Origin of the sequence: Nostoc sp. FACHB-110 (assembly GCF_014697425.1) — a bacterium.
In the GTDB taxonomy this organism is placed as follows: domain Bacteria; phylum Cyanobacteriota; class Cyanobacteriia; order Cyanobacteriales; family Nostocaceae; genus Nostoc_B.
Map to the genome: position 1 here is coordinate 1 of NZ_JACJRU010000054.1, position 18743 is coordinate 18743.

Below are 18743 nucleotides of genomic sequence, written 5' to 3' on the forward strand. Positions count from 1 at the left end.
CTTTCATTCCTTGTTCTCTAGAGAACAAGGAATGAAAGCAAGGACTATATTAATACTCTTGTATATGGATGTAGACGGAGCCGCCTTCTTTAACCTTCTTGTATAGGGATAACTAGGACATCCACCATGTCTGTACTTACCCTGATGTATAAGCATGACTTCACCGTTTTGTATAGGGATATCTGCATTCATACCCTTTTGTACTGGTATACTTGGCAGGCGTTGGCTATACCCGTCGCAGGCATCGCTATCCTTGTTTGCTTTAACTTAACCTCTTGTATAGGCATAATGAGGCTAACAAGTAGTATCACTATTTAAATTGTCTTGTACAGGTATGCTTAGACAGGCGATCGCTCTCACTTCTTTTACCTTCTTGTACACCCATGCTTAGGCTAATATCTGGCATCCATATACATTTCTTTTAGTACAGCTATGGCATAACGGCGATCGCGTTCATTCTCTTTACCTCTTGTACACCCATAGTTAGGTTCATCACTTGTATGGCTATACATTTCCCCTAGTACAGTAATAGCGGAGTAGACGAGTGCCTCCAATAGCCTGACCCTCTTGTATAGTTATGTTCTCCAATTCTTCGCCTTAAATTCTCATAACCATCCCCAACGTATTTTCCCAACTAATTTCCCACAAATAAAGAAACATCCAGGTTGACTAAATCTGGATGTCCATTTACTCATCCAAAGCTATGATTCATAGTTTCTCCCTTAAAAAAGCTGTTGCTTGCTTCGCTGTTTCAACTATCGCCTGGGCTGGTTACAACAGTGACTATATCCCTTTGGCGCAAGCTGTTGCACCTCCAGCAATCGCTTATTTGCTCAATAGCAGTCAAGACACATCCACTAAACCTGAAAGTAAAGATAAGTAGCACTATTGGGGCATCTACAATGTCCCACACAGCAACATCCGCTATGTTCAAAGTAGGCGATCACTATCTTTCTGCTATACCCTTTTGTACATAGATGAGCAGCATCACAGATAGTTAGTCAATTTTCAGCTACACCCTCTTGTACATAGATACCAAGGTAGGCGAGCGCGCGTTTCTCCTCTGGACTGCCCCAAATTTTGTTTAGACAGGAAAAAACAGTGCTTGCTTGTTTACTTATTTTTTGACTGTTTTTATTGACAGCAAAAAGTTAGCGCATTTCTAGCACTTTCTTTCACATTTATTTTTCTGTTAGCCGTTACTCCCAAGTCGATCTAGCCTGCCTACCAACACTGAGAAAAACTCAGATATGCGACATCCAGAGTTGAGGCCTTTACAGTTTGTTGACGACGCTTTGAGCTTGTCTCAACCGCCTTGATGGTTACTAGACCGTTCGAGGTTTTGCATTCCCCTTTACTGTGGGCAGTTACACAGTCAGTCATTGGCTCACTGTACGCATTGAGGGCATTTAAACACCGACCACACTTAGCTTTTAGCAGTGGTTGCCTTGCTAAAGGCATTTTACAACGAATGGCGATCGCTTCTCGCCTGCGTCCACACACCACTGTTTTTATATAAATTAGATTGTCTGTGGACGTAAACTAATCCTTTGGCTATTAACTTAATTACTGAAAGTTCACCCCACTGCCAATACGGTTCGCTCACAAGTTGCTTACCTCAGTAAGCCGAAAATCGGGTATCAAACCATATCAGTGCGCTACGGCAGATTTATGGTAAATCCCTGGTAGTTTTATGGCAGTTTTATGTGAAATCTATGGCACTTTTATGGCAAGCAGAGGTTTAGCAAGGCTGAAGCAACGGCAATTTTATGGCAGTTCTATGGCAGTTTTATGGTAAATCTCTGGTAGTTTTATGGCAATTAAAAGCGAAAATTGGCCGCACAGTACGCCTAAATTTTTTCGCAAGTTTTTTCCACTTTAAATTTGATTGAAGGCGAGCGCTCACAACAAATACTACTTAAATACTACTTCTGTCATATAAAATCTGCTTTCGCTACTCCAGCGCAATCGCCTCTGCTGCTATTTGTCGTGCTTTTGTAGTTTTTATGTAGTCGATTTGGGGGAGTAAACATGATTTTTACCCAAAAAAACTTTCCGTCAAAGATGGCGTACTGTGCCGCACAACCCAAAATCAAAACCCCACAAATTCACCACACTTAACCCACAAATAACCCATCAATTTCCCGTTAAACTACCGCAATTTACCCTGACCAGTTTGCTGAAGTTCCACTGATTTACCACAGTTAACCCATAGATTAACCATCAATTACACACAAAACTGCCCTAAAATTGCATCAAATCCGCATTTGCTCACTGGTGTGTTTTGCTACTAATTTTTGACAATACTGAGACAGGAAGAGAATTAGGGCGATCACTCCCCCTGACAACGCTACAACACGCTTAAACCAGATGCCACAACCTCAACTAAACCGATGGCCTCATCAATTCACACCAGTCAATCACATCCCCTACTCAAAGGCTGCGTCCACACGTCACTGTTTTTATATAAATTAGGATGTCTGTGGACGTAACCTAAATCCTCATACTGACCTTTTGGCTATTCACTTAATTATTTCAACCCTGAGCAGAATACTGCACAATGGCATTGACTCATCAATGGGTAGTTGAACAACTTTAGATTTGTGGAGTGGCTTTTTACTTGAGCAAGCGCACTCCCAGCAATTACGGCTGGTGAAATCGGAGGTGTTGGGAAAATTTTTTCGATAATTGGATACTTTCGCTTTTGACAGGTTCGCCAAACACATTGAGCTGGTAATCAGTCATGGTTAATGGTGTGGACAGCCAAAGCTCCCAATTAAGAGCATTAATACCGATCACCAAATGGTTGAGCCACCGCACTCTAGAGTCACTGTTCATATCCTCTAATTGCGTCTGGATGAGGCGTTGCCTCAACAAGTGCGAAAAATCTTCCGGTATTTCAATGTAGGTTTGTATCCACTGAGATACCTGATGAGAAAATAACCACTCGTTGAGCATTTGTGCTGTCGGTATCCGCCTGTGCTGTTTGTTAATAGACTTTGAGCCAATCGCTTTGCGTTTGCTAGCTCTTCCCATCGCTGTTTACTCTTTGCCAATGCTTGCGCTTGAAGTTTGCTTTTGGTGTAACTGCTGTGCTGAACTTCTTTTTACATCATACTTTTCCTCACTAGCCTACTGCCGCATAATACACCTTAATTTTGAAGCAACTTTTTTCCACCTCACACAGCACAAGCGGCGATCACTCACTTCCAATACTACTTAAATACTACATTCACAACACAAAATCTGCTTTCACCACTCCCTAGCGATCGCCTCTGCCACTATTTGTTGTGCTTCTGTAGTTTTTATGTAGTTAACTGGCGGCTAGGGATGATTTTTACCCAAAAAAACTTTCAAAACTTTTTGGCGTACTGTGCTGCACGAAAGCCTTTAATTGCATTCAACCATATTAGAATCATCTGCTCACTAGCACACAACTATTAGCGAACTATCTTAGAACTATGAGGAAGCCAAATTTTTTTGAGCAGTTTAAAAACTGTGATTTTAGAACCATTCGTGAAGTATTTTAGAACTATTTAGGTACTAAATTTAGAGCATCATAGAACTATAAAAGAACTATTTGCCAACCATTTACGAACTAATTTATAAATTCTTTTTTAAGATAATTATCAAAATTAAAATGTAAATTTATTCTTCAAAAACCTTGATGCGAATGTATCAGACTACAAAACTATTTTGAAGTCACTCAAAAAAGAACAAGCAATGAATTGCAATTAGCCGCAATCAAGCCGAACTTATGTACTGAATAAAAGTTGGTCAACGGGTATGTCGCATTGTTCTTTATTACCCCAGCACTTTTTAACGACGGCAATACCGCCGTTGACCATTTGCACGATGTAGCTTCTAAAATAGTTCAGCCCAAAACCTTTTTCTTTGACTCGTGCTTGAGTAATAATTGCTTACTGTAATCTTTACTAAAGTGGCGATTGCTGCTGATATTGTTGATAAAGTTGCCACAGCCGCGCTTGCTCAGTTTGAGTTAGCAACGGCCAAGCCTGATCAATCTTTGACTGACTTAAATTGATTTGTACACATATAAAAATACCCCTCCTTAGCTATTCTGGAAGCTTTGAAAGCTTGGAAGGCTCGGAAGGGTTGCGGATATGTCAAGTTAAATAACTAATAGCTTTAACAGCTTTGGGCATTAAACCACACTTAAACCGTCTGGAACAAGCTCAACCAAATTAATTGCCTCATCAAGCTTTTCTGACAAACTCAGCTAGTGACATCCCAAAATAGGCGATCGCTACCCCTACCCAAATAACAAATTTTCTGTAAATGTATAAGCACGATTCTCTTTATTTACAGAAATGATTATTTCAGTACAAAACCAGAAAGGGGGCGTGGGCAAGACAACACTAGCAATTCATATTAGTCATGGGCTGGTGTTGAAAGGTCACAACGTTTTGTTAGTCGATGCTGACCCACAAGGGTCGTCACGAGATTGGGCAGCAGCACGCGGAGAAAAGCCGCCATTTCCAGTCATAGGATTAGACCGTCCTACTATTCATCGTGACTTAACAACCCTTGCAAAAGACTATGACGATGTAGTGATCGATGGGCCGCCGCGAGTCTCAGAATTAGCCAGAAGTGCAATTATTGCAGCCGATTTAGTTGTAATTCCCATTCAGCCCAGTCCTTATGACATTTGGGCAGCAGATGAAGTTGTTAAACTTATCAAGGAAGCTTCTGTATTTAAAGAAAACATTAAAGCCGTATTTGTAATTAATCGCAAAATAGTAAATACTGCAATTGGGCGAGATGTAGTGGAAGCACTTGAGCAGTACCCTTTCCCAGTATTAAAGTCAGCCATCAGCCAGCGAGTTGTGTTCGCGGAATCGGCAGCATCAGGCAATACAGTGCTTGAAACTGATAAAAGTGGTTCTGCTGCCAAGGAAGTAAAAGCATTAGTCAGTGAGTTATTAAAGCTAGGGGTTAAATAATGTCACCGAAAAAGGTCAATTTTGGCAAAAAACCTGAAACTCAAGAACCTGTAGATTTAGAAAAATGGGTTAGCGAGCGCGACTCTGTTGGGGAGCAACCACAGCAAGAGCAAACTGAAAAAATGAAACGCTTAACCCTTGATATTCCTGAGTCATTACATAAAGCAATTAAACGCCAAGCAGTAGACACAGGCGTAACAATGGCTGACCTACTACGAGATTTGCTAGAACAGCACTATGGAGCTAAACTGTAAAACCACATTTACAGAAATACTGAAATACTGAGATAGATGCACTCAAAACCATCATGTCACGCATCAAGGCAAATAAAATCATCCATCGGCGGATGAGTGAGTAATGGGTGTTACGAGCATTGCAACGACGTGGGGAAAAGGCTGATGTGGATGCGTTTACACCTCATGATTTTAGAAGAACTTTTATCGGTAATCTATTGGATGCTGGCGCAGATATCGTCACGGTAGCGAAACTTGCAGGTCATGCGTCGCCAAGTACAACAAGTAAATATGATCGGCGGGGGGAAGCGGCGAAAAAACGGGCGATTGATTTGCTGAATGTGCCTTATAGTAGGCGAAAAAATCATTAGTTTTACTAGGATGAACATTCAGTAGACCGAAAAGTTTTGCGAATGCCAAAAAATAGTAGTGTCAGTATTAGCCGAATACTTATGCGAGAATTGGGTACATAGAATTTAATATTCAATCCCAGCATAGGCAAAGATGACTGTTACTTCCAATACCAAGCTGACGATTCACTTTAACGACCCGGTTTTGGAGCCAGAAGAAAAAGACCAGCAGGTTCAATGGCTGATTGCTGATCTTAATGATATGGACGAGATAGAGTCAGTTAATCGGGTTTTGGATCTTAATCCGCCAGACCGCAGTAAATCATTCCGTAATTTCTTGGCTGGCTTGTTGATGGTTGAGGTAAATACAGGCAATGCTAAGAAGAAGTTGCTACCGTTTCTGGGTAATCGCCTGGGTGGTACGCCAATTGAACTCTCGGTGGAATTTAATGGAAAGAAACTGACTGTAACAGCCCAAAGTCGAGAAGAATTGGAAGTTGCTGTTAAAGCAATTCAAGATTTTATAGAAGTATAGGGGGCGAGTAAAATGGCCAAGGTGGCATTGCTGATTGGAGTAAGTAAGTATGGGACTGATTTCACCCCGTTGCCTAGTGCAATTAGGGATGTGGAGGCAATGTATGACGTACTGGTGCATCCACATATAGGTGGTTTTGCCGAGTCAAATATCCACATACTGAAAGATCCTGAGCAGAAAAGTTTGGCAATAGCGATTGAAAACCTGTTCTCTAGCCGGGATAAAGATGATTTGCTGTTGCTGTACTTTTCAGGACACAGTATTAAAGATTATCTTAATAATACGTTGTATCTGGCAGCTTGCGACACTATTAAGCAACCAAAAAAGGGCGAACTGATGCGTGCAACTGCGGTGTCTGCCAAATTTATTCATGAGCGTATGAGTGAAAGTCGTTGCCGACACCAGGTAATCATTCTCGATAGCTGCTTTAGTGGTGCCTTTGCTACAGGGTTACCTATCAAAGGTAATGATGATATTAGAGGTGACATTGAACAACAGTTCGGTGCTGAAGGACGAGTAGTACTGACTTCCTCTAGTTCAACTCAATATTCCTTTGAGCAAGAGGGCGAAGATTTATCCATTTATACTCGTTTCTTTATTGAAGGGATCAAGTCGGGAGAAGCTGATTTTGATCAGGATGGTTATATCTCAACTGATGAAATTCATGAATATGCAAGTAGAAAAGTGCGGCAACTTCGCCCTGAGATGAACCCGGAAATCTATGTAGCTCGACAAGGTTATAAGATTAGACTAACACAAGTGCTTCCACCTCCCCCAGGAGAGGTATATCGTAGAGAAGTAATGCAATATGTTGATCGAGGTGAAACTTCCATTATTGGTCGTATAATACTGAACCGTCTCAGGGATACTTTGAGGTTAGACAATTTTGAGGCGCAACAAATTGAAGATGAGGTATTAGAGCCTTGCCGCAAAGAATTTCGTAAAAAAATTGACGAGTATAAGCAGGGATTTATAGACCAACTGAGACGCGACAAGACAATTACGCCGAAGGCTCGCCAAGAACTACAAAATCTACAGCAATATTTGAGGTTGAGGAATGAGGACACGAGACTGATTGAGGACGAAGTGAATGCACAGCTTAAAGACTATCAGGAAAAACTGGAAATATATAAGCAGGACTTTACAATAACACTGCGGCAAGAATACCCTCTGACTCCAGCAAGCCGTGAGCGCTTAGGGGAACTTCAGAAGCAATTAAAGCTTGTGGATGAAGATATTGTGATGATTGAAGACACGATTACGGCTGAGGTAAAAGCATATCACCAGAAACTCCAAGAGTACAAACAGCTGTTTATAACTAGCATAAAGCAGGAATATCCACTCACACAGGAAAAACGGGCTGCTTTATACCAAGAGCGGGAGCGTTTAGGATTAACGAGTGAAGATGTTACACGAATCGAAGAAGAAATCACGACTGAAAGAGAAACACAGTATCACAAACTTGGTGAGTATAAACAGGCCTTTAGCGAATTAATTAAGTTTGAACATCCTCTTAGTGATGACGGTCGTAAAGAACTTAAGCGACTTCAGAAAATTTTAGGACTAAATGATGAGGAAATATCTGCACTTGAAGCAAGTATTATTTCATCTTTAGAAGAAAGAACTGAACCAACCAATCAGCAACAAACTTCTACTAAATCAACCATTCGTCAAAAAATTACCCGGCGAAAAGTTTTGAAGTGGGTTGGCTTCGGAGGTGTAGGTTTGGGGACAGTAGTGGTAGCCCATGAAATTTTCAAGGGTCAATCACCAACACCATTAATTCCCATTCAGTTTGCAACAGTAACGGTAGATAACAAGGGAGATATAGTTACACAAGCTAACAAGCAAGCTAAGTTATTTAAGCAAGACTTAGGCAATGGGATAACTTTAGATATGGTTGAGATTATTGGAGGCTCTTTCAATATGGGTTCACCACCTAGTGAAACTGGTCGAACCCAAAATGAAGAACCAATGCACATTGTGAATGTGCCTACTTTTTTTATAGGCAAGTTTGCAGTGACTCAGGAACAGTACAAACAAATAATGGGTACCACTCCGTCCGGATTTAAGGGAGAAAAAGGGGTCATCGAGCCAAAACATCCTGTAGAACAAGTGTCCTGGAATGATGCAGTAGAATTTTGCAAAAAGCTGAGTCAAAAGGTTGGGCGTAAATATCGCCTACCTAGTGAAGCAGAGTGGGAATACGCCTGTCGTGCAGGAACAACGACACCATTTCACTTTGGCGATACGATTACAACTGAGTTAGCCAATTACAATGGGGATTTTACCTACGCTTCTGAGCTGAAGGGCAAAAATCCTCAACACACAACAGAAGTAGGAAGTTTTCGTTTTTCCAACGCCTTTGGACTATACGATATGCACGGGAATGTCTGGGAGTGGTGTCAAGATACTTGGCATGACAGCTATAAAGGAGCGCCTAATGATGGAAGTGCATGGATAAATAATGAGGATCAACGTCGTTGTCTGCGTGGCGGTTCCTGGTTCAACAAGCCTAAAGATTGCCGGTCTGCATTTCGCTTCTCTTACAGCCCCGACAACCGCTATAACCGTATTGGTTTTCGTGTTGTCTGCGAGGTTGGAAGGATTCTTTAGTCCTCTGTCCTTGTCCTTCATTTTTGTTTAACTCCCGTTATTGAAGAAACTAAGTTTAGTATCAAAAATAACAATTAAATAGTTCAATATCAAACTAATATCAATACGGTTCGGATAAGTACTTTGCATCTCCCTTGTGATTTGGGAAAAGGGTAATGGGAAAGGGGTAAGGGTGAATTCAATTCTTTTCTCCTTTTCTCTTTCCTCTTTAACCGAACTGTATTGAAACTAATATCACAGTTTGAAACTTGAGTTTGTAAACTGTCTAGGATCTAGCTGATTCATGAAGGAAAATTAACAAATATATGAGTAGACTTATCCGACGTAAGTTTTTAATTTATAGTTTTGCAACTATCGGGAGTAGCATTTTTCTCAAGGCTTGTGCTAATAACAGTTCAAATACAAATGGTGGCAATACCATCAAAGTAGGTATATTGCACTCACTGAGTGGCACACTGGCTATTAGTGAAAAAAGTGTCGTCGATGCTGAAAAATTAGCCATCAAGGAAATTAACGCGGCTGGTGGTATTTTAAATAAACAAATTGAAGCTATTATTGAAGATGGTGCTTCTGACTGGGATACATTTAGAGAAAAAGCGATCAAGTTGATTGATCAAGATAAAGTAGCTGTAGTTTTTGGCTGTTGGACTTCAGCCAGTCGCAAAAATGTTAAGCCAATCTTTGAAGATAGAGACCATATGTTGTGGTATCCCGTCCAGTATGAAGGTCAAGAGTGTTCTAAAAACATTTTTTATACAGGTGCAACGCCTAACCAACAAATTGAACCTTCTATTGATTGGTTGTTAAAAAATAAAGGTAAAGAATTCTTTTTAATAGGGTCAGACTACATTTTTCCTCGGACTGCTAACACAATTATAAAAGCCCAATTACAAGCTCTAGGAGGAAAAATAGTTGGTGAAGATTACTTACCTTTAGGTAATACAGAAGCCACACCAATAATCACAAAAATCAAACAAACTTTGCCCAACGGAGGCATAATTTATAATACTTTGAATGGTGATAGCAATGTAGCTTTCTTCAAACAGTTGAAAGGTGCTGGATTAACACCAGACAAATATCCTTCTATGTCTGTTAGTATTGCCGAAGAAGAGGTTAAGGCGATTGGTGTTGAGTATCTCAAAGGTCACTATGCTGCTTGGAACTACTTCCAAACAGTAGACACTCCTGCTAATAAAAAATTTGTCGAAGCTTTTAAAAAAGAGTATGGTGCTGACCGGGTAACAAATGACCCAATTGAAGCCGCATATATCGCCGTTTATTTGTGGAAGCAAGCAGTAGAAAAAGCAGGTACTCCTGAGTTAGCTAAAGTGCGTGCTGCGGCCTATGGTCAAACCATAGATGCACCTGAAGGAAAAGTGACAGTAAATGCTAATCATCACATATCCAAAATTGTGCGGATTGGTCAAGTCAGAGATGATGGTTTGTTTGATATTGTCTATGCTACACCTGCGCCAGTTGAGCCAGTTCCTTGGAATCAATTTGTGCAAGAGACTAAGGGATTTGCTTGTGATTGGTCAGATCCAGCTAAGGGTGGTAAGTACAAAAAAGCCTAATTGGTCAATAGTTAAATTTATGATTTTAGACTGTTGACTCATTACTAAACAACACGCTGATAGCTGGTAGAGAAAAATGTTAACGTCTCGGTGGAAGTTAATGGAAAGAAACTGACTGTAACAGCCCACAGTCGAGAAGAATTGGAAGTTGCTGTTAAAGCAATTCAAGATTTTATAGAAGTATAGATGGATGCCTAAGCCAGGAAGTCGCCTTTCTGACCTCAAACCTAAAAAACAAAAATTTTCAAATTAAACAAGCTGTAACTAAGTCTGGGCAGAGCTTTGGACGTTTATTTAAATCACTTAGGTAGAAAAAACCTTTTTTGGCAGGATAACCCCATGAACGACAAACAAAAAGAACTTTTAGACAGTGGACGTATAATCTCTGGAAGTCTGGCTGTTATAGCTATTACAATTGTTATCCAGTTATTACAATCACAGTCTCTAAGTTCGTATCTTACATTTGCGCTATTTTGTTTTGCAACTTCAATACCTTTACTTGTATTTTGCTTTAGTAAATTTTCTATAGTTCCTCAAACAAAAGATATAAGACCTATATACGGTATTCTACTTATAGCAAGTAGTCTAATTACTATTATTGGATTATGCTTGATATTTTTTCATTTAAATATTATAGCTGGTGGTCTATTTACACTAATTTCGATAATAGTAATAATTTTTGAAATGAAGGCGTAGATATAGCGAAGACACTGTTGGCGAATTCGGGAAATGCTTATGTAGAGCGGATGGACTGAGGAGTAAAGCGATGAATTTGTATGACCATCTGCCATGTATTACATAACCAAAAATGCTCCATGAAATTGCTGCCAAATTTTTGAATGTCAACCGAACTGAAATATTTTGTTTTCTAAAAACTAACCATGTAATACACGGAAAAAGAAAATGATTGACTAATCAACCGTGTGTTACATGGATAAGGGACTCTAAGTATTGCTCAAGCGGGTTTGGGCTGTAATTGTTTGAAGCGAGAAATACGAGTTTTAGCAATTGGTACTTCGTTAAACCAAGCATCCAAGCGTAAAAAGTTAAGAGCAGTAGCAATTAGAATGTGTTGAAGATGAGTTTTTGCCAATCCCTTGTAACGAGAGCGTCGCAAACCTGTACGTCTGGTTCCTTGAGACAAAGTAGCTTCTATTCCTGCACGTTGGTGGTAAATTTTGAGAAATTCAGGTGTTTCTTGAGATTGACGACGAGTTTGCAGTGCTGTGTGAAAGGCTTGAGCGCGGATAGTCAGCCCACGAGGATCTTTTTTTGAACGTGTGCAACGGCGACGAACTCGGCAAGCTCGACAAGCGGCAGTAGGAAATCGAATGTCAATAATTGGCTGTCCGCGCTTGTCGATTTGAGGTAGCCAAGTCACACTCTGCTGCCCCATAGGACAAGTGGCTACTTGGTTGTCCCAATCAAACTTAAACTGGTCAGCAGCAAACTTCGAGTGATTACGCGCTTGCCAACGAGACTTAACGGGAAAAGTCAGCAACAGGTACAGCTATAGCTAAATATTCTGACTCCAACTGCTGTTTATCGTAGAGTTGCTGTTCTGGTTGTTCCTGCCTGGATGCCAGTTTATTTTGCGCGATTAACACTAATGCTTTAGCTTCATCATGAGTCCATCCAGCCGGACTAACCAGGATAATTTCTTCTCGTGATATGAGCATTAACCGACATCTTAACCCTGTTCTGTCACTCTGAGAAAATAAAAATCAAAGCCAATTTTTCAACTGTAGATATAACGAGCATTTGAACGCTTATTTTCTAATAGAATGGCTGGAATCAAGCTTTTTTGGCAAAAGTCTTATGCTGTAAGCATCTTAGATTATTCTCTGGAAAAAGTGACAAATGAGGGTTAAGCAGTGATGTTAAACCCTTGGCAAATGCAAAGCACTACTATCTCCCGGTCGAATGTGAATATAACCTGATGTTGTAGCGATATCTGCATGACCTAATGTTTGCTGAAGCAACGGCACAGGTGTACCTCTCTCAGCATTATGGGTAGCGTGGCTATGCCTAAGCCAGTGACAACTAACCTTTTCTGTTAGTCCTGCCCGTTGGGCCGCATCCTTGATGATAGGGTCAACATTTTGCCTTTGCAATGGCTTCATGCCTTTACCCTTGCGACTGGGAAAGACATAGGCATCTTTGGCAGCATCACCCCGGTAGCTCATCAACTCCTGCCACAGATATTCTGGTAGTAAAATGTGACGCGACTTGTCCCCCTTGCCCACCACCGTCACTTGCCCAGAGAAATCGCGTTGGGTGAAGTCCTTCCACCTCAGCCCTACCAACTCTGACACCCGTAAACCAGCCACATATAACAGCTTCAATATCAACACATCCCGAATTTGTTGAGCTTGATAACGATACTCGGCTCGTTCGGTCAGCCGAATCATCAGCGCGATATCAGTTTCCGTCAGCACCTTCTCATGCAGACGCTGGTCAACCTTTTTTAAGCTGATAGCAGCACCGGGATTTTGCTTAATGTAGCCAGTTTTGTAAGCAAAGGACAACAAACTTTTGACTGCCGCCATATAGGTTTGAATCGTAGGTGCTGCCAAGCCGCGTTGGTGCAAATGCTCAGAAAACTCCACCAAATCCTCAAAAGTTGTGTCTCGGATCGCCTTAGAGACTCCCCCCAAAAATGCGGTGAACTGCGCCGCATACCGCAGATAACACTTTTGTGTCGAGTTGGGCTTGTCGTGCAGCCACAGTTGAATTAACCTTTGCTGGGCATTAACCGGAGCTAACTTAGATAATTGCTTACCCCTGGGCTTAACTGCTACTACTGGTGTCATAATCAACCGATATCTCAAACAGACAAAATGTAACTTTTGTCTTTTTCTTACCCATACAGCTGTTTCGTACTCCCAGATCCCTTTAGCATCATTTCTTTACCTACTGGGCGATATCAATTCAACACACCGCTTTTCAACTACCACAGCCATCATTTCAATATTTCTACTGCCTGCACCAGTGTCTTAAATATCTTGATATCACCAAGCTAGGCATTTTATTTTTTGGATCTCCCCTAGCAGTCATCTGGCTATCTCTGTTTCATGAGTTGTTCGTCCCGTGCCGGGATTGGGGGACGGCTGTAAAGATGATTTATGACTGGAATCCGTCTAATATCATTTGTATATTTATTGTTTTGTTTAAATCTGATTAAATATAAAATCGCTAAAAAGATAGAAAACCTTAATTGTATAATTTGCATCAACTAACAAAAATATGTTTCAACTATTTCAGCTATTGAAACGGAACACAATCAACCAAATTTCACTGCGATTATCTGGAGTATTGAGACAACATTTTTGGCTAAAAAAATAACTGGATGTACGCCGACCAGAACCTACACCACAAACGTCAGGCATTACAACAACAGTATGACCTAGTAGCCGAGAAGTTAAAACGGTTACGCTGTGATTACGCGATCATGGCAGATACTCTTGTTCGCTTTCAACTGGAAAAGCAAATTGAACAAACTGAAGCAGAACTGAACTCATTAGATGAGCAACTTCAGAAGCTAGAACAAGTTTTATCTGATGGCAAACTGTACCGCGCTTTGCTGAGATTAGGTTATCAAAAGCATACACTAGCTTTTCGGAAATTTATTGAAGCTCACTCGATAGCAGCTTTCCTTATTCACGGTTCGCCAGACTACGGACAACGCTGGTTATTAAATAGATTAGTCGTTCAATATGTTCCTAGCGTAATTACAGGTAAGATTGTGCGAATTAATCTCAGTCGTATTGCTCGGCGAAGTGATACTAATGCCTTATGGCGTGAATTGGGAGGTCGAGTTGGTCTAGATAGACAAAGCCCCATTGTTGAAATTGTCGAACGAGTCTATCAATGGTGGCAGACTCAAAATGTTCTTTTAATATTTTATGATGTTGATTTTCTGTCAGAAATTTCTCTCAAGGATCTAATCCGTAATTTCTGGCTACCATTAACGATTAGGGCAAAAAAAGCTGTTTCACAAACCAGCGATTTCAAATTATTAATGTTTCTAGTAGATTATGACGGTTGTGTAGCTAGTTGGAATGTTCCTTTTACAGAAAAGCTCGACACAACATGGCAGCCGGAGCAACCTGTTAAACTGCCTGAAATTTTTGAATTTTCTGAAGATGAACTGTCTAACTGGCTAGAGTTTACAGCAGACGAACTGCCAATTAAACTGGTAGAACAAGTAGATGAAACGATACAAATTATACTTAAAAATAGTGATAATGGAATTCCAGAACCCACTTTGGGAGAAATTTGCCGCCTTTCTGATTGTAATTGGTATGAACAAGAGGAAAAATGGTTGAGGCTGTAAGTAGACAATTTCTGGAATATACAGGTAAAGTTCAGCCACAGCTAGGAGAAAGGGGGACGAACGGACAGCTTTTATATCCCTATTTGCCTAGTCCTGAACTGGTGGAAGCGGTTAACCTAGCGATTTACTTAGAACGACCGTTACTGCTGAAAGGAGAACCAGGGTGTGGGAAGACGCTGTTAGCAAGTGCGGTAGCCTACGAATTGGGTCTAAATTTGGAAACGTGGTATGTTAAATCTACCAGTCGCGCACGGGATGGCTTGTATACTTACGATGCTGTAGGACGGTTGCGCGATGCCCAGCTTGCTGCTTCTGGTCGCCTGACAGCAGAACAAATCCAGCGAATTGATGACCCAACTGCTTATGTGCGCTGGGGGCCTCTAGGACGAGCATTTCAGCAAGAACAGCGTATAGTGGTGCTAATTGACGAGATTGACAAAGCTGACATTGACTTTCCCAACGACTTGCTGCTGGAACTAGATCAAAAACGATTTATTGTCGAGGAAACAGGTCAGGAGATTGAAGCCAAAGCCGCACCGATTGTTTTGATTACCAGCAATGATGAAAAAGAGTTACCAGATGCATTTTTGCGGCGATGCTTGTTTCACTATGTTGAATTTCCCAGCCGTGAACGGTTAAGAGAAATTATCAATTCTCATTTTCCTGCTGCACCGCCAGTTTTGCTAGATAAAGCTGTGGCTCGCTTCTTATTTTTACGGCAGGAAATGGGGAAATATAAAGGGGAGTCCAGTAAAAAGGTAAGCACCAGCGAATTAATTGACTGGTTTCGCGTTCTACGTCGCTATCCCCAAGATGAAGTGCTGGCAAAATTGGAAGGTAAGATTCCTTATGCTGGTGTATTGCTGAAAAGTTGGGATGATCATGTACGTTATTTGAGTCAAAACAGTGGAAGGGAATGATTTACCTTTACTGGAATTGTTCACCAGGCTGCGCGAAGCAGGCTTACCACTTGGCATTGATGAGTATCAGTTGGTTTTGGAAGCTATGCAAGCTGGTTTTGGGATTACTGACACGGCTGCTTTGAAGCGTTTGTGTCAGACCCTGTGGGTTAAATCTGCTGAAGAAAAGTGGCTCTTTGAGCATCACTTTCAACAAGTGATGGATACTGAAGCAGCAACACAAACTGCGAAGCTATTGCCCGCACCATATAGAAAGTTTCAGATTTCTCCAAAAACGCGCTACTTGATTTTGGTGATTTTAGGTATTGGTATGAGCTTGGGTGTTGGATTAATGTTAAATAAGCAATCCTCAACTCCAAACCCAGTCTCAACAGTACAGCCCACAACACAGCCCACAACACAGCCCACAACAGAGAAGCCAAATTGGATGTTTTGGAGTTTGTTATTAGTCATAGCTTTGAGTGGTGGGTATGTACTTTTCCAATGGTTAGCTAGGCGAAACAGCGAACAGCAAATTGATCAAAGTGCCTCCCTTCCTGAAGTAATTACGAGTCCTACAGAATTGACCCAGATAATTGAAGATGAGGTACAAGTAGCTCAAGCAGTGCTGCAAGCTACCAGCAGAGGTGAGGACATCTCTTACAGTCGTTTCATACTAACCACTGAGTATTTTCCTGTAACTGAACGGCAAATGAAACAGATTTGGCGCTATTTACGCCGTCCAGTACGCGAAGGTTCACGCACAGAGTTGGATGTAGAAGCAACTGTTAACCAGATTGTCAGCCAAGGTTTATTGCTTGAACCTGTCTTAGTTCCAAGTCGGGTAAATAAAGCGGAGTTGCTATTACTTATTGACCAAGATGGTTCAATGGTACCTTTTCATGCACTATCACGGCGGTTAGTAGAAACAGCTTTGCATGGTGGTCGTTTGGGCAAATCTGGAGTTTACTACTTTCACAATTGCCCTATCGAATATCTTTACCACGACCCTTATCATCAGCAAGCGGAGTTAGTCAGTGATATTGTTACCCATGTTTGCACAAAAAGAACTACTATATTGATTTTTAGTGATGCTGGTGCTGCCCGTGGTAGATATAGCGAGGAACGCTACGTTTTTACTAAAGAATTTCTAGAAAAGCTGAAAAAACGGGTGCATTACATTGCTTGGCTTAATCCTATGCCCAGAAAACGTTGGTTTGGTACAACCGCAGACCATATAACTGGTCTTGTCCCTATGTTTGAAGTTAGCCGCCGAGGTGTGCTTGATGCTATTGGTGTGCTACGCGGACGGCCAACTAACTTTGAGGGGCGGAGAATATGACCAAAATTAGACCAGAAGTTGTTAACCGACGCATTGAGTCTTTTGAAAAACGCTTCGGTCAAGCACACTTGTATTTGGCGTATCATGCAGCGTTCCCCATAGCACTCACACCGGATTTGTTATATCGTTTGTGGGCTAACTTCCAACGGGATATTCACGGCGCAGTACTAAATATTCCTTGGATAGCTGTAGCTGATCTACTGCTTTCTAGCCTGTGTGATGAAGTAGGACATGAACTCTATGAAATGGATTTAGCATTACGAAATGTGCTGTTAAGTCGATTGCAGGAAGATAAAAACTTCGGTCAACAAAGGATAAATGAGCTATCGGAGTTTTTGCTTGATTATGTACGGCAGAAACTTAAAAGTGATGATCCTGATACTCAGGAATTTGCCCAGGCTCAACACTGGATAGCTTTAGCATATACACGACCTACTCAAGTTGCTCATGAACTAGCTTTAGCTTTCTCGAAATTGGATTTGAAAGATAAAGCTAATCTGGTGCGACTAGCTTCATTAACAGAAACCTTTGCAGAGCCATTGGCTGAATTTCAGCCCTTGTTGATTTATGCTCGTGGAATGGCAAAATTTGCCCGTGCTGGTAATTTGACAGATGCAGAGCCTCAGTTTGATGAACTAGTTGAAGGAGGAAAGCAGATACAGGTCGCTGGAGTAAGTTTACTTCTTCCCGAACAAATTAGATCAAGTCCTACAACACCAAAACCATTACAAACTTTTCAATTTGAAGTTGTGACAGTTAATGTGAGGGGTACAATTACCAAACGCCGCAACTGTCAGGCGAATTACTTTGTAGAAAATGTGGGGAATGGTGCCACCTTGGAAATGGTGCAGATACCAGGGGGAACCTTTACAATGGGTTCGCCAACAACGGAAGCACAAAGATTGGATAATGAGGGGCCACAGCATCAGGTAACAGTCCCTATGTTCTTTATGGGTAAATATGAAGTCACCCAGGCGCAATATCAAGCAATTATGGGGAATAATCCTTCCTGTTTCAAAGGAGAAACAAGACCTGTAGAACAAGTTAGTTGGGATGAAGCAATAGAATTTTGTAAAAAGTTAAGCCAGAAAACAGGACGCACCTATCGACTACCTAGCGAAGCTGAATGGGAATACGCTTGTCGTGCTGGAACGACTACACCGTTTTATTTTGGTGAAACGATTATCACTGATTTAGCTAATTACTACGGACATTACACTTACGCTTCTGCCCCAAAAGGTCAATATCGTCAGCAAACAACAAATATAGGACAATTTCCGCCTAACTCTTTTGGTTTATATGATATGCATGGTAATGTATGGGAATGGTGTCTAGATATATATAACAATAATTACAACAGAGTACCAACAGACGGCAGTGCATGGGTGAGTGAAAATGATCATGATTCTCGCATAATGCGGGGTGGATCTTGGGACAGCTATCCGAGGAAGTGTCGTTGTGCCTATCGCGTTAGGAACGCGCGCGCGGATCGTGGCAACGATGTTGGTTTTCGGTTGGTGTGTGCGGTTGTGTGAGCAGTCCCAAAAGTCACAACTGATAAACGGGAATTTATTGGGACTAGATTAGGGAGTGTAGATCTGTTACGGACAGAGAGGTGACTCTATCGGAATATAAAACAGAGTCGGATAGCTTGGTAGGTTGCAAGAGGCCAAAGATTTGTCTAACTCAACTATAGTATCTAAAATAATTTGCTGTGATTTGCGAACGCTTGAATTTTAAGACGGCCGCTACACAGATTATTGTTGTGAAAGTTAAGCCGCTTCACGTTTACACACTTCCTGACAAGATATTCAAAGGCGAGCGCAGTTCGACATAAGATATAGAGTATAAAGGGCGATGTCTAACGACAGCTAGGTTTTCAACACCACCACAA

General features: G+C 41.2%; 18 protein-coding genes. 13 read left to right on the forward strand and 5 right to left on the reverse strand.

The features are described 5' to 3' along the window. Window positions 1-703: 703 nt before the first annotated feature. Window positions 704-883: a hypothetical protein gene (locus H6G69_RS30030; protein WP_206757655.1), complete on the forward strand. Its 180-nt coding sequence runs from the start codon at window positions 704-706 to the stop codon at window positions 881-883. 579 nt (window positions 884-1462) lie between these two features. Here the strand turns inward: H6G69_RS30030 and H6G69_RS30035 are convergent. Continuing rightward, window positions 1463-1606: a hypothetical protein gene (locus tag H6G69_RS30035; RefSeq protein WP_190692797.1), complete on the reverse strand. Its 144-nt coding sequence runs from the start codon at window positions 1604-1606 to the stop codon at window positions 1463-1465. A 1037-nt stretch (window positions 1607-2643) separates the two neighbouring features. Next, entirely contained in the window at window positions 2644-3036 is a 393-nt protein-coding gene (locus H6G69_RS30040; RefSeq protein ID WP_190692798.1) for a hypothetical protein, read from the reverse strand. Between the two features lie 880 nt (window positions 3037-3916). Between H6G69_RS30040 and H6G69_RS34570 the strand changes: the two genes are divergently transcribed. From H6G69_RS34570 to H6G69_RS30075, 8 genes are all read left to right on the forward strand, one after another. After that, window positions 3917-4045 carry a hypothetical protein gene (locus H6G69_RS34570; protein WP_277883501.1) on the forward strand — a complete coding sequence of 43 codons (129 nt, stop codon included), beginning with the start codon at window positions 3917-3919 and terminating at the stop codon, window positions 4043-4045. Between the two features lie 286 nt (window positions 4046-4331). Continuing rightward, window positions 4332-4964, forward strand: a complete 633-nt coding sequence (parA, locus tag H6G69_RS30045; RefSeq protein ID WP_190692799.1) for a ParA family partition ATPase — start codon at window positions 4332-4334, stop codon at window positions 4962-4964. Further along, window positions 4964-5218 (forward strand): hypothetical protein, encoded by a 255-nt coding sequence (locus H6G69_RS30050; protein ID WP_190692801.1) that lies wholly within the window; start codon window positions 4964-4966, stop codon window positions 5216-5218. Before parA ends, H6G69_RS30050 begins: the two co-directional genes overlap by 1 nt. Before the next feature lie 107 nt (window positions 5219-5325). After that, window positions 5326-5568 (forward strand): site-specific integrase, encoded by a 243-nt coding sequence (locus H6G69_RS30055; protein WP_313952438.1) that lies wholly within the window; start codon window positions 5326-5328, stop codon window positions 5566-5568. 133 nt (window positions 5569-5701) lie between these two features. Continuing rightward, the gene (locus H6G69_RS30060; protein WP_190692803.1) at window positions 5702-6082 is read left to right on the forward strand and encodes a hypothetical protein; all 381 of its coding nucleotides are present in this window, start codon (window positions 5702-5704) and stop codon (window positions 6080-6082) included. Between the two features lie 12 nt (window positions 6083-6094). Then, complete coding sequence (locus tag H6G69_RS30065) at window positions 6095-8698, forward strand: caspase, EACC1-associated type (RefSeq protein ID WP_190692807.1); 2604 nt, start codon at window positions 6095-6097, stop codon at window positions 8696-8698. 305 nt (window positions 8699-9003) lie between these two features. Then, window positions 9004-10272 (forward strand): urea ABC transporter substrate-binding protein, encoded by a 1269-nt coding sequence (gene urtA / locus H6G69_RS30070; RefSeq protein ID WP_190692809.1) that lies wholly within the window; start codon window positions 9004-9006, stop codon window positions 10270-10272. Window positions 10273-10611: 339 nt separating this feature from the next. Continuing rightward, window positions 10612-10968, forward strand: a complete 357-nt coding sequence (locus tag H6G69_RS30075; RefSeq protein ID WP_190692810.1) for a hypothetical protein — start codon at window positions 10612-10614, stop codon at window positions 10966-10968. A gap of 259 nt (window positions 10969-11227) precedes the next feature. Here the strand turns inward: H6G69_RS30075 and H6G69_RS30080 are convergent, their stop codons facing one another. The 3 genes from H6G69_RS30080 to H6G69_RS30090 form a co-directional block, all read right to left on the reverse strand. Next, a complete protein-coding gene (locus H6G69_RS30080) occupies window positions 11228-11773 on the reverse strand; it encodes a transposase (RefSeq protein WP_190692812.1) in 546 nt (181 codons plus the stop codon). Next, window positions 11754-11951: a hypothetical protein gene (locus H6G69_RS30085; protein WP_190692813.1), complete on the reverse strand. Its 198-nt coding sequence runs from the start codon at window positions 11949-11951 to the stop codon at window positions 11754-11756. Before H6G69_RS30085 ends, H6G69_RS30080 begins: the two co-directional genes overlap by 20 nt. 201 nt (window positions 11952-12152) lie before the next feature. Then, window positions 12153-13085: a tyrosine-type recombinase/integrase gene (locus H6G69_RS30090; RefSeq protein ID WP_190692820.1), complete on the reverse strand. Its 933-nt coding sequence runs from the start codon at window positions 13083-13085 to the stop codon at window positions 12153-12155. A 536-nt stretch (window positions 13086-13621) separates the two neighbouring features. On the opposite strand from H6G69_RS30090, the gene H6G69_RS30095 reads away from it, so the two are divergent. Genes H6G69_RS30095 through H6G69_RS30110 form a run of 4 tightly spaced genes read left to right on the forward strand, consistent with a single transcriptional unit; the run spans window position 13622 to window position 18384 of the window. Continuing rightward, a complete protein-coding gene (locus H6G69_RS30095; RefSeq protein WP_190692821.1) occupies window positions 13622-14608 on the forward strand; it encodes a hypothetical protein in 987 nt (328 codons plus the stop codon). Then, the gene (locus H6G69_RS30100; RefSeq protein WP_190692823.1) at window positions 14593-15528 is read left to right on the forward strand and encodes a MoxR family ATPase; all 936 of its coding nucleotides are present in this window, start codon (window positions 14593-14595) and stop codon (window positions 15526-15528) included. Before H6G69_RS30095 ends, H6G69_RS30100 begins: the two co-directional genes overlap by 16 nt. Further along, on the forward strand, window positions 15515-16849 hold the full coding sequence (locus tag H6G69_RS30105) for a hypothetical protein (protein ID WP_190692825.1): 1335 nt from the start codon (window positions 15515-15517) through the stop codon (window positions 16847-16849). Before H6G69_RS30100 ends, H6G69_RS30105 begins: the two co-directional genes overlap by 14 nt. Further along, a complete protein-coding gene (locus tag H6G69_RS30110; RefSeq protein ID WP_190692827.1) occupies window positions 16846-18384 on the forward strand; it encodes a formylglycine-generating enzyme family protein in 1539 nt (512 codons plus the stop codon). Before H6G69_RS30105 ends, H6G69_RS30110 begins: the two co-directional genes overlap by 4 nt. Window positions 18385-18743: the final 359 nt, after the last annotated feature.

Bases quoted from the DNA above. Each gene is read 5' to 3' on its own strand.
- H6G69_RS30030 (WP_206757655.1), top strand. From the start codon at position 704: ATGATTCATAGTTTCTCCCTTAAAAAAGCTGTTGCTTGCTTCGCTGTT.
- H6G69_RS30040 (WP_190692798.1), bottom strand. From the start codon at position 3,036: ATGGGAAGAGCTAGCAAACGCAAAGCGATTGGCTCAAAGTCTATTAAC.
- parA (WP_190692799.1), top strand. From the start codon at position 4,332: ATGATTATTTCAGTACAAAACCAGAAAGGGGGCGTGGGCAAGACAACA.
- H6G69_RS30050 (WP_190692801.1), top strand. From the start codon at position 4,964: ATGTCACCGAAAAAGGTCAATTTTGGCAAAAAACCTGAAACTCAAGAA.
- H6G69_RS30060 (WP_190692803.1), top strand. From the start codon at position 5,702: ATGACTGTTACTTCCAATACCAAGCTGACGATTCACTTTAACGACCCG.
- H6G69_RS30065 (WP_190692807.1), top strand. From the start codon at position 6,095: ATGGCCAAGGTGGCATTGCTGATTGGAGTAAGTAAGTATGGGACTGAT.
- urtA (WP_190692809.1), top strand. From the start codon at position 9,004: ATGAGTAGACTTATCCGACGTAAGTTTTTAATTTATAGTTTTGCAACT.
- H6G69_RS30075 (WP_190692810.1), top strand. From the start codon at position 10,612: ATGAACGACAAACAAAAAGAACTTTTAGACAGTGGACGTATAATCTCT.
- H6G69_RS30085 (WP_190692813.1), bottom strand. From the start codon at position 11,951: ATGCTCATATCACGAGAAGAAATTATCCTGGTTAGTCCGGCTGGATGG.
- H6G69_RS30090 (WP_190692820.1), bottom strand. From the start codon at position 13,085: ATGACACCAGTAGTAGCAGTTAAGCCCAGGGGTAAGCAATTATCTAAG.
- H6G69_RS30095 (WP_190692821.1), top strand. From the start codon at position 13,622: ATGTACGCCGACCAGAACCTACACCACAAACGTCAGGCATTACAACAA.
- H6G69_RS30100 (WP_190692823.1), top strand. From the start codon at position 14,593: ATGGTTGAGGCTGTAAGTAGACAATTTCTGGAATATACAGGTAAAGTT.
- H6G69_RS30110 (WP_190692827.1), top strand. From the start codon at position 16,846: ATGACCAAAATTAGACCAGAAGTTGTTAACCGACGCATTGAGTCTTTT.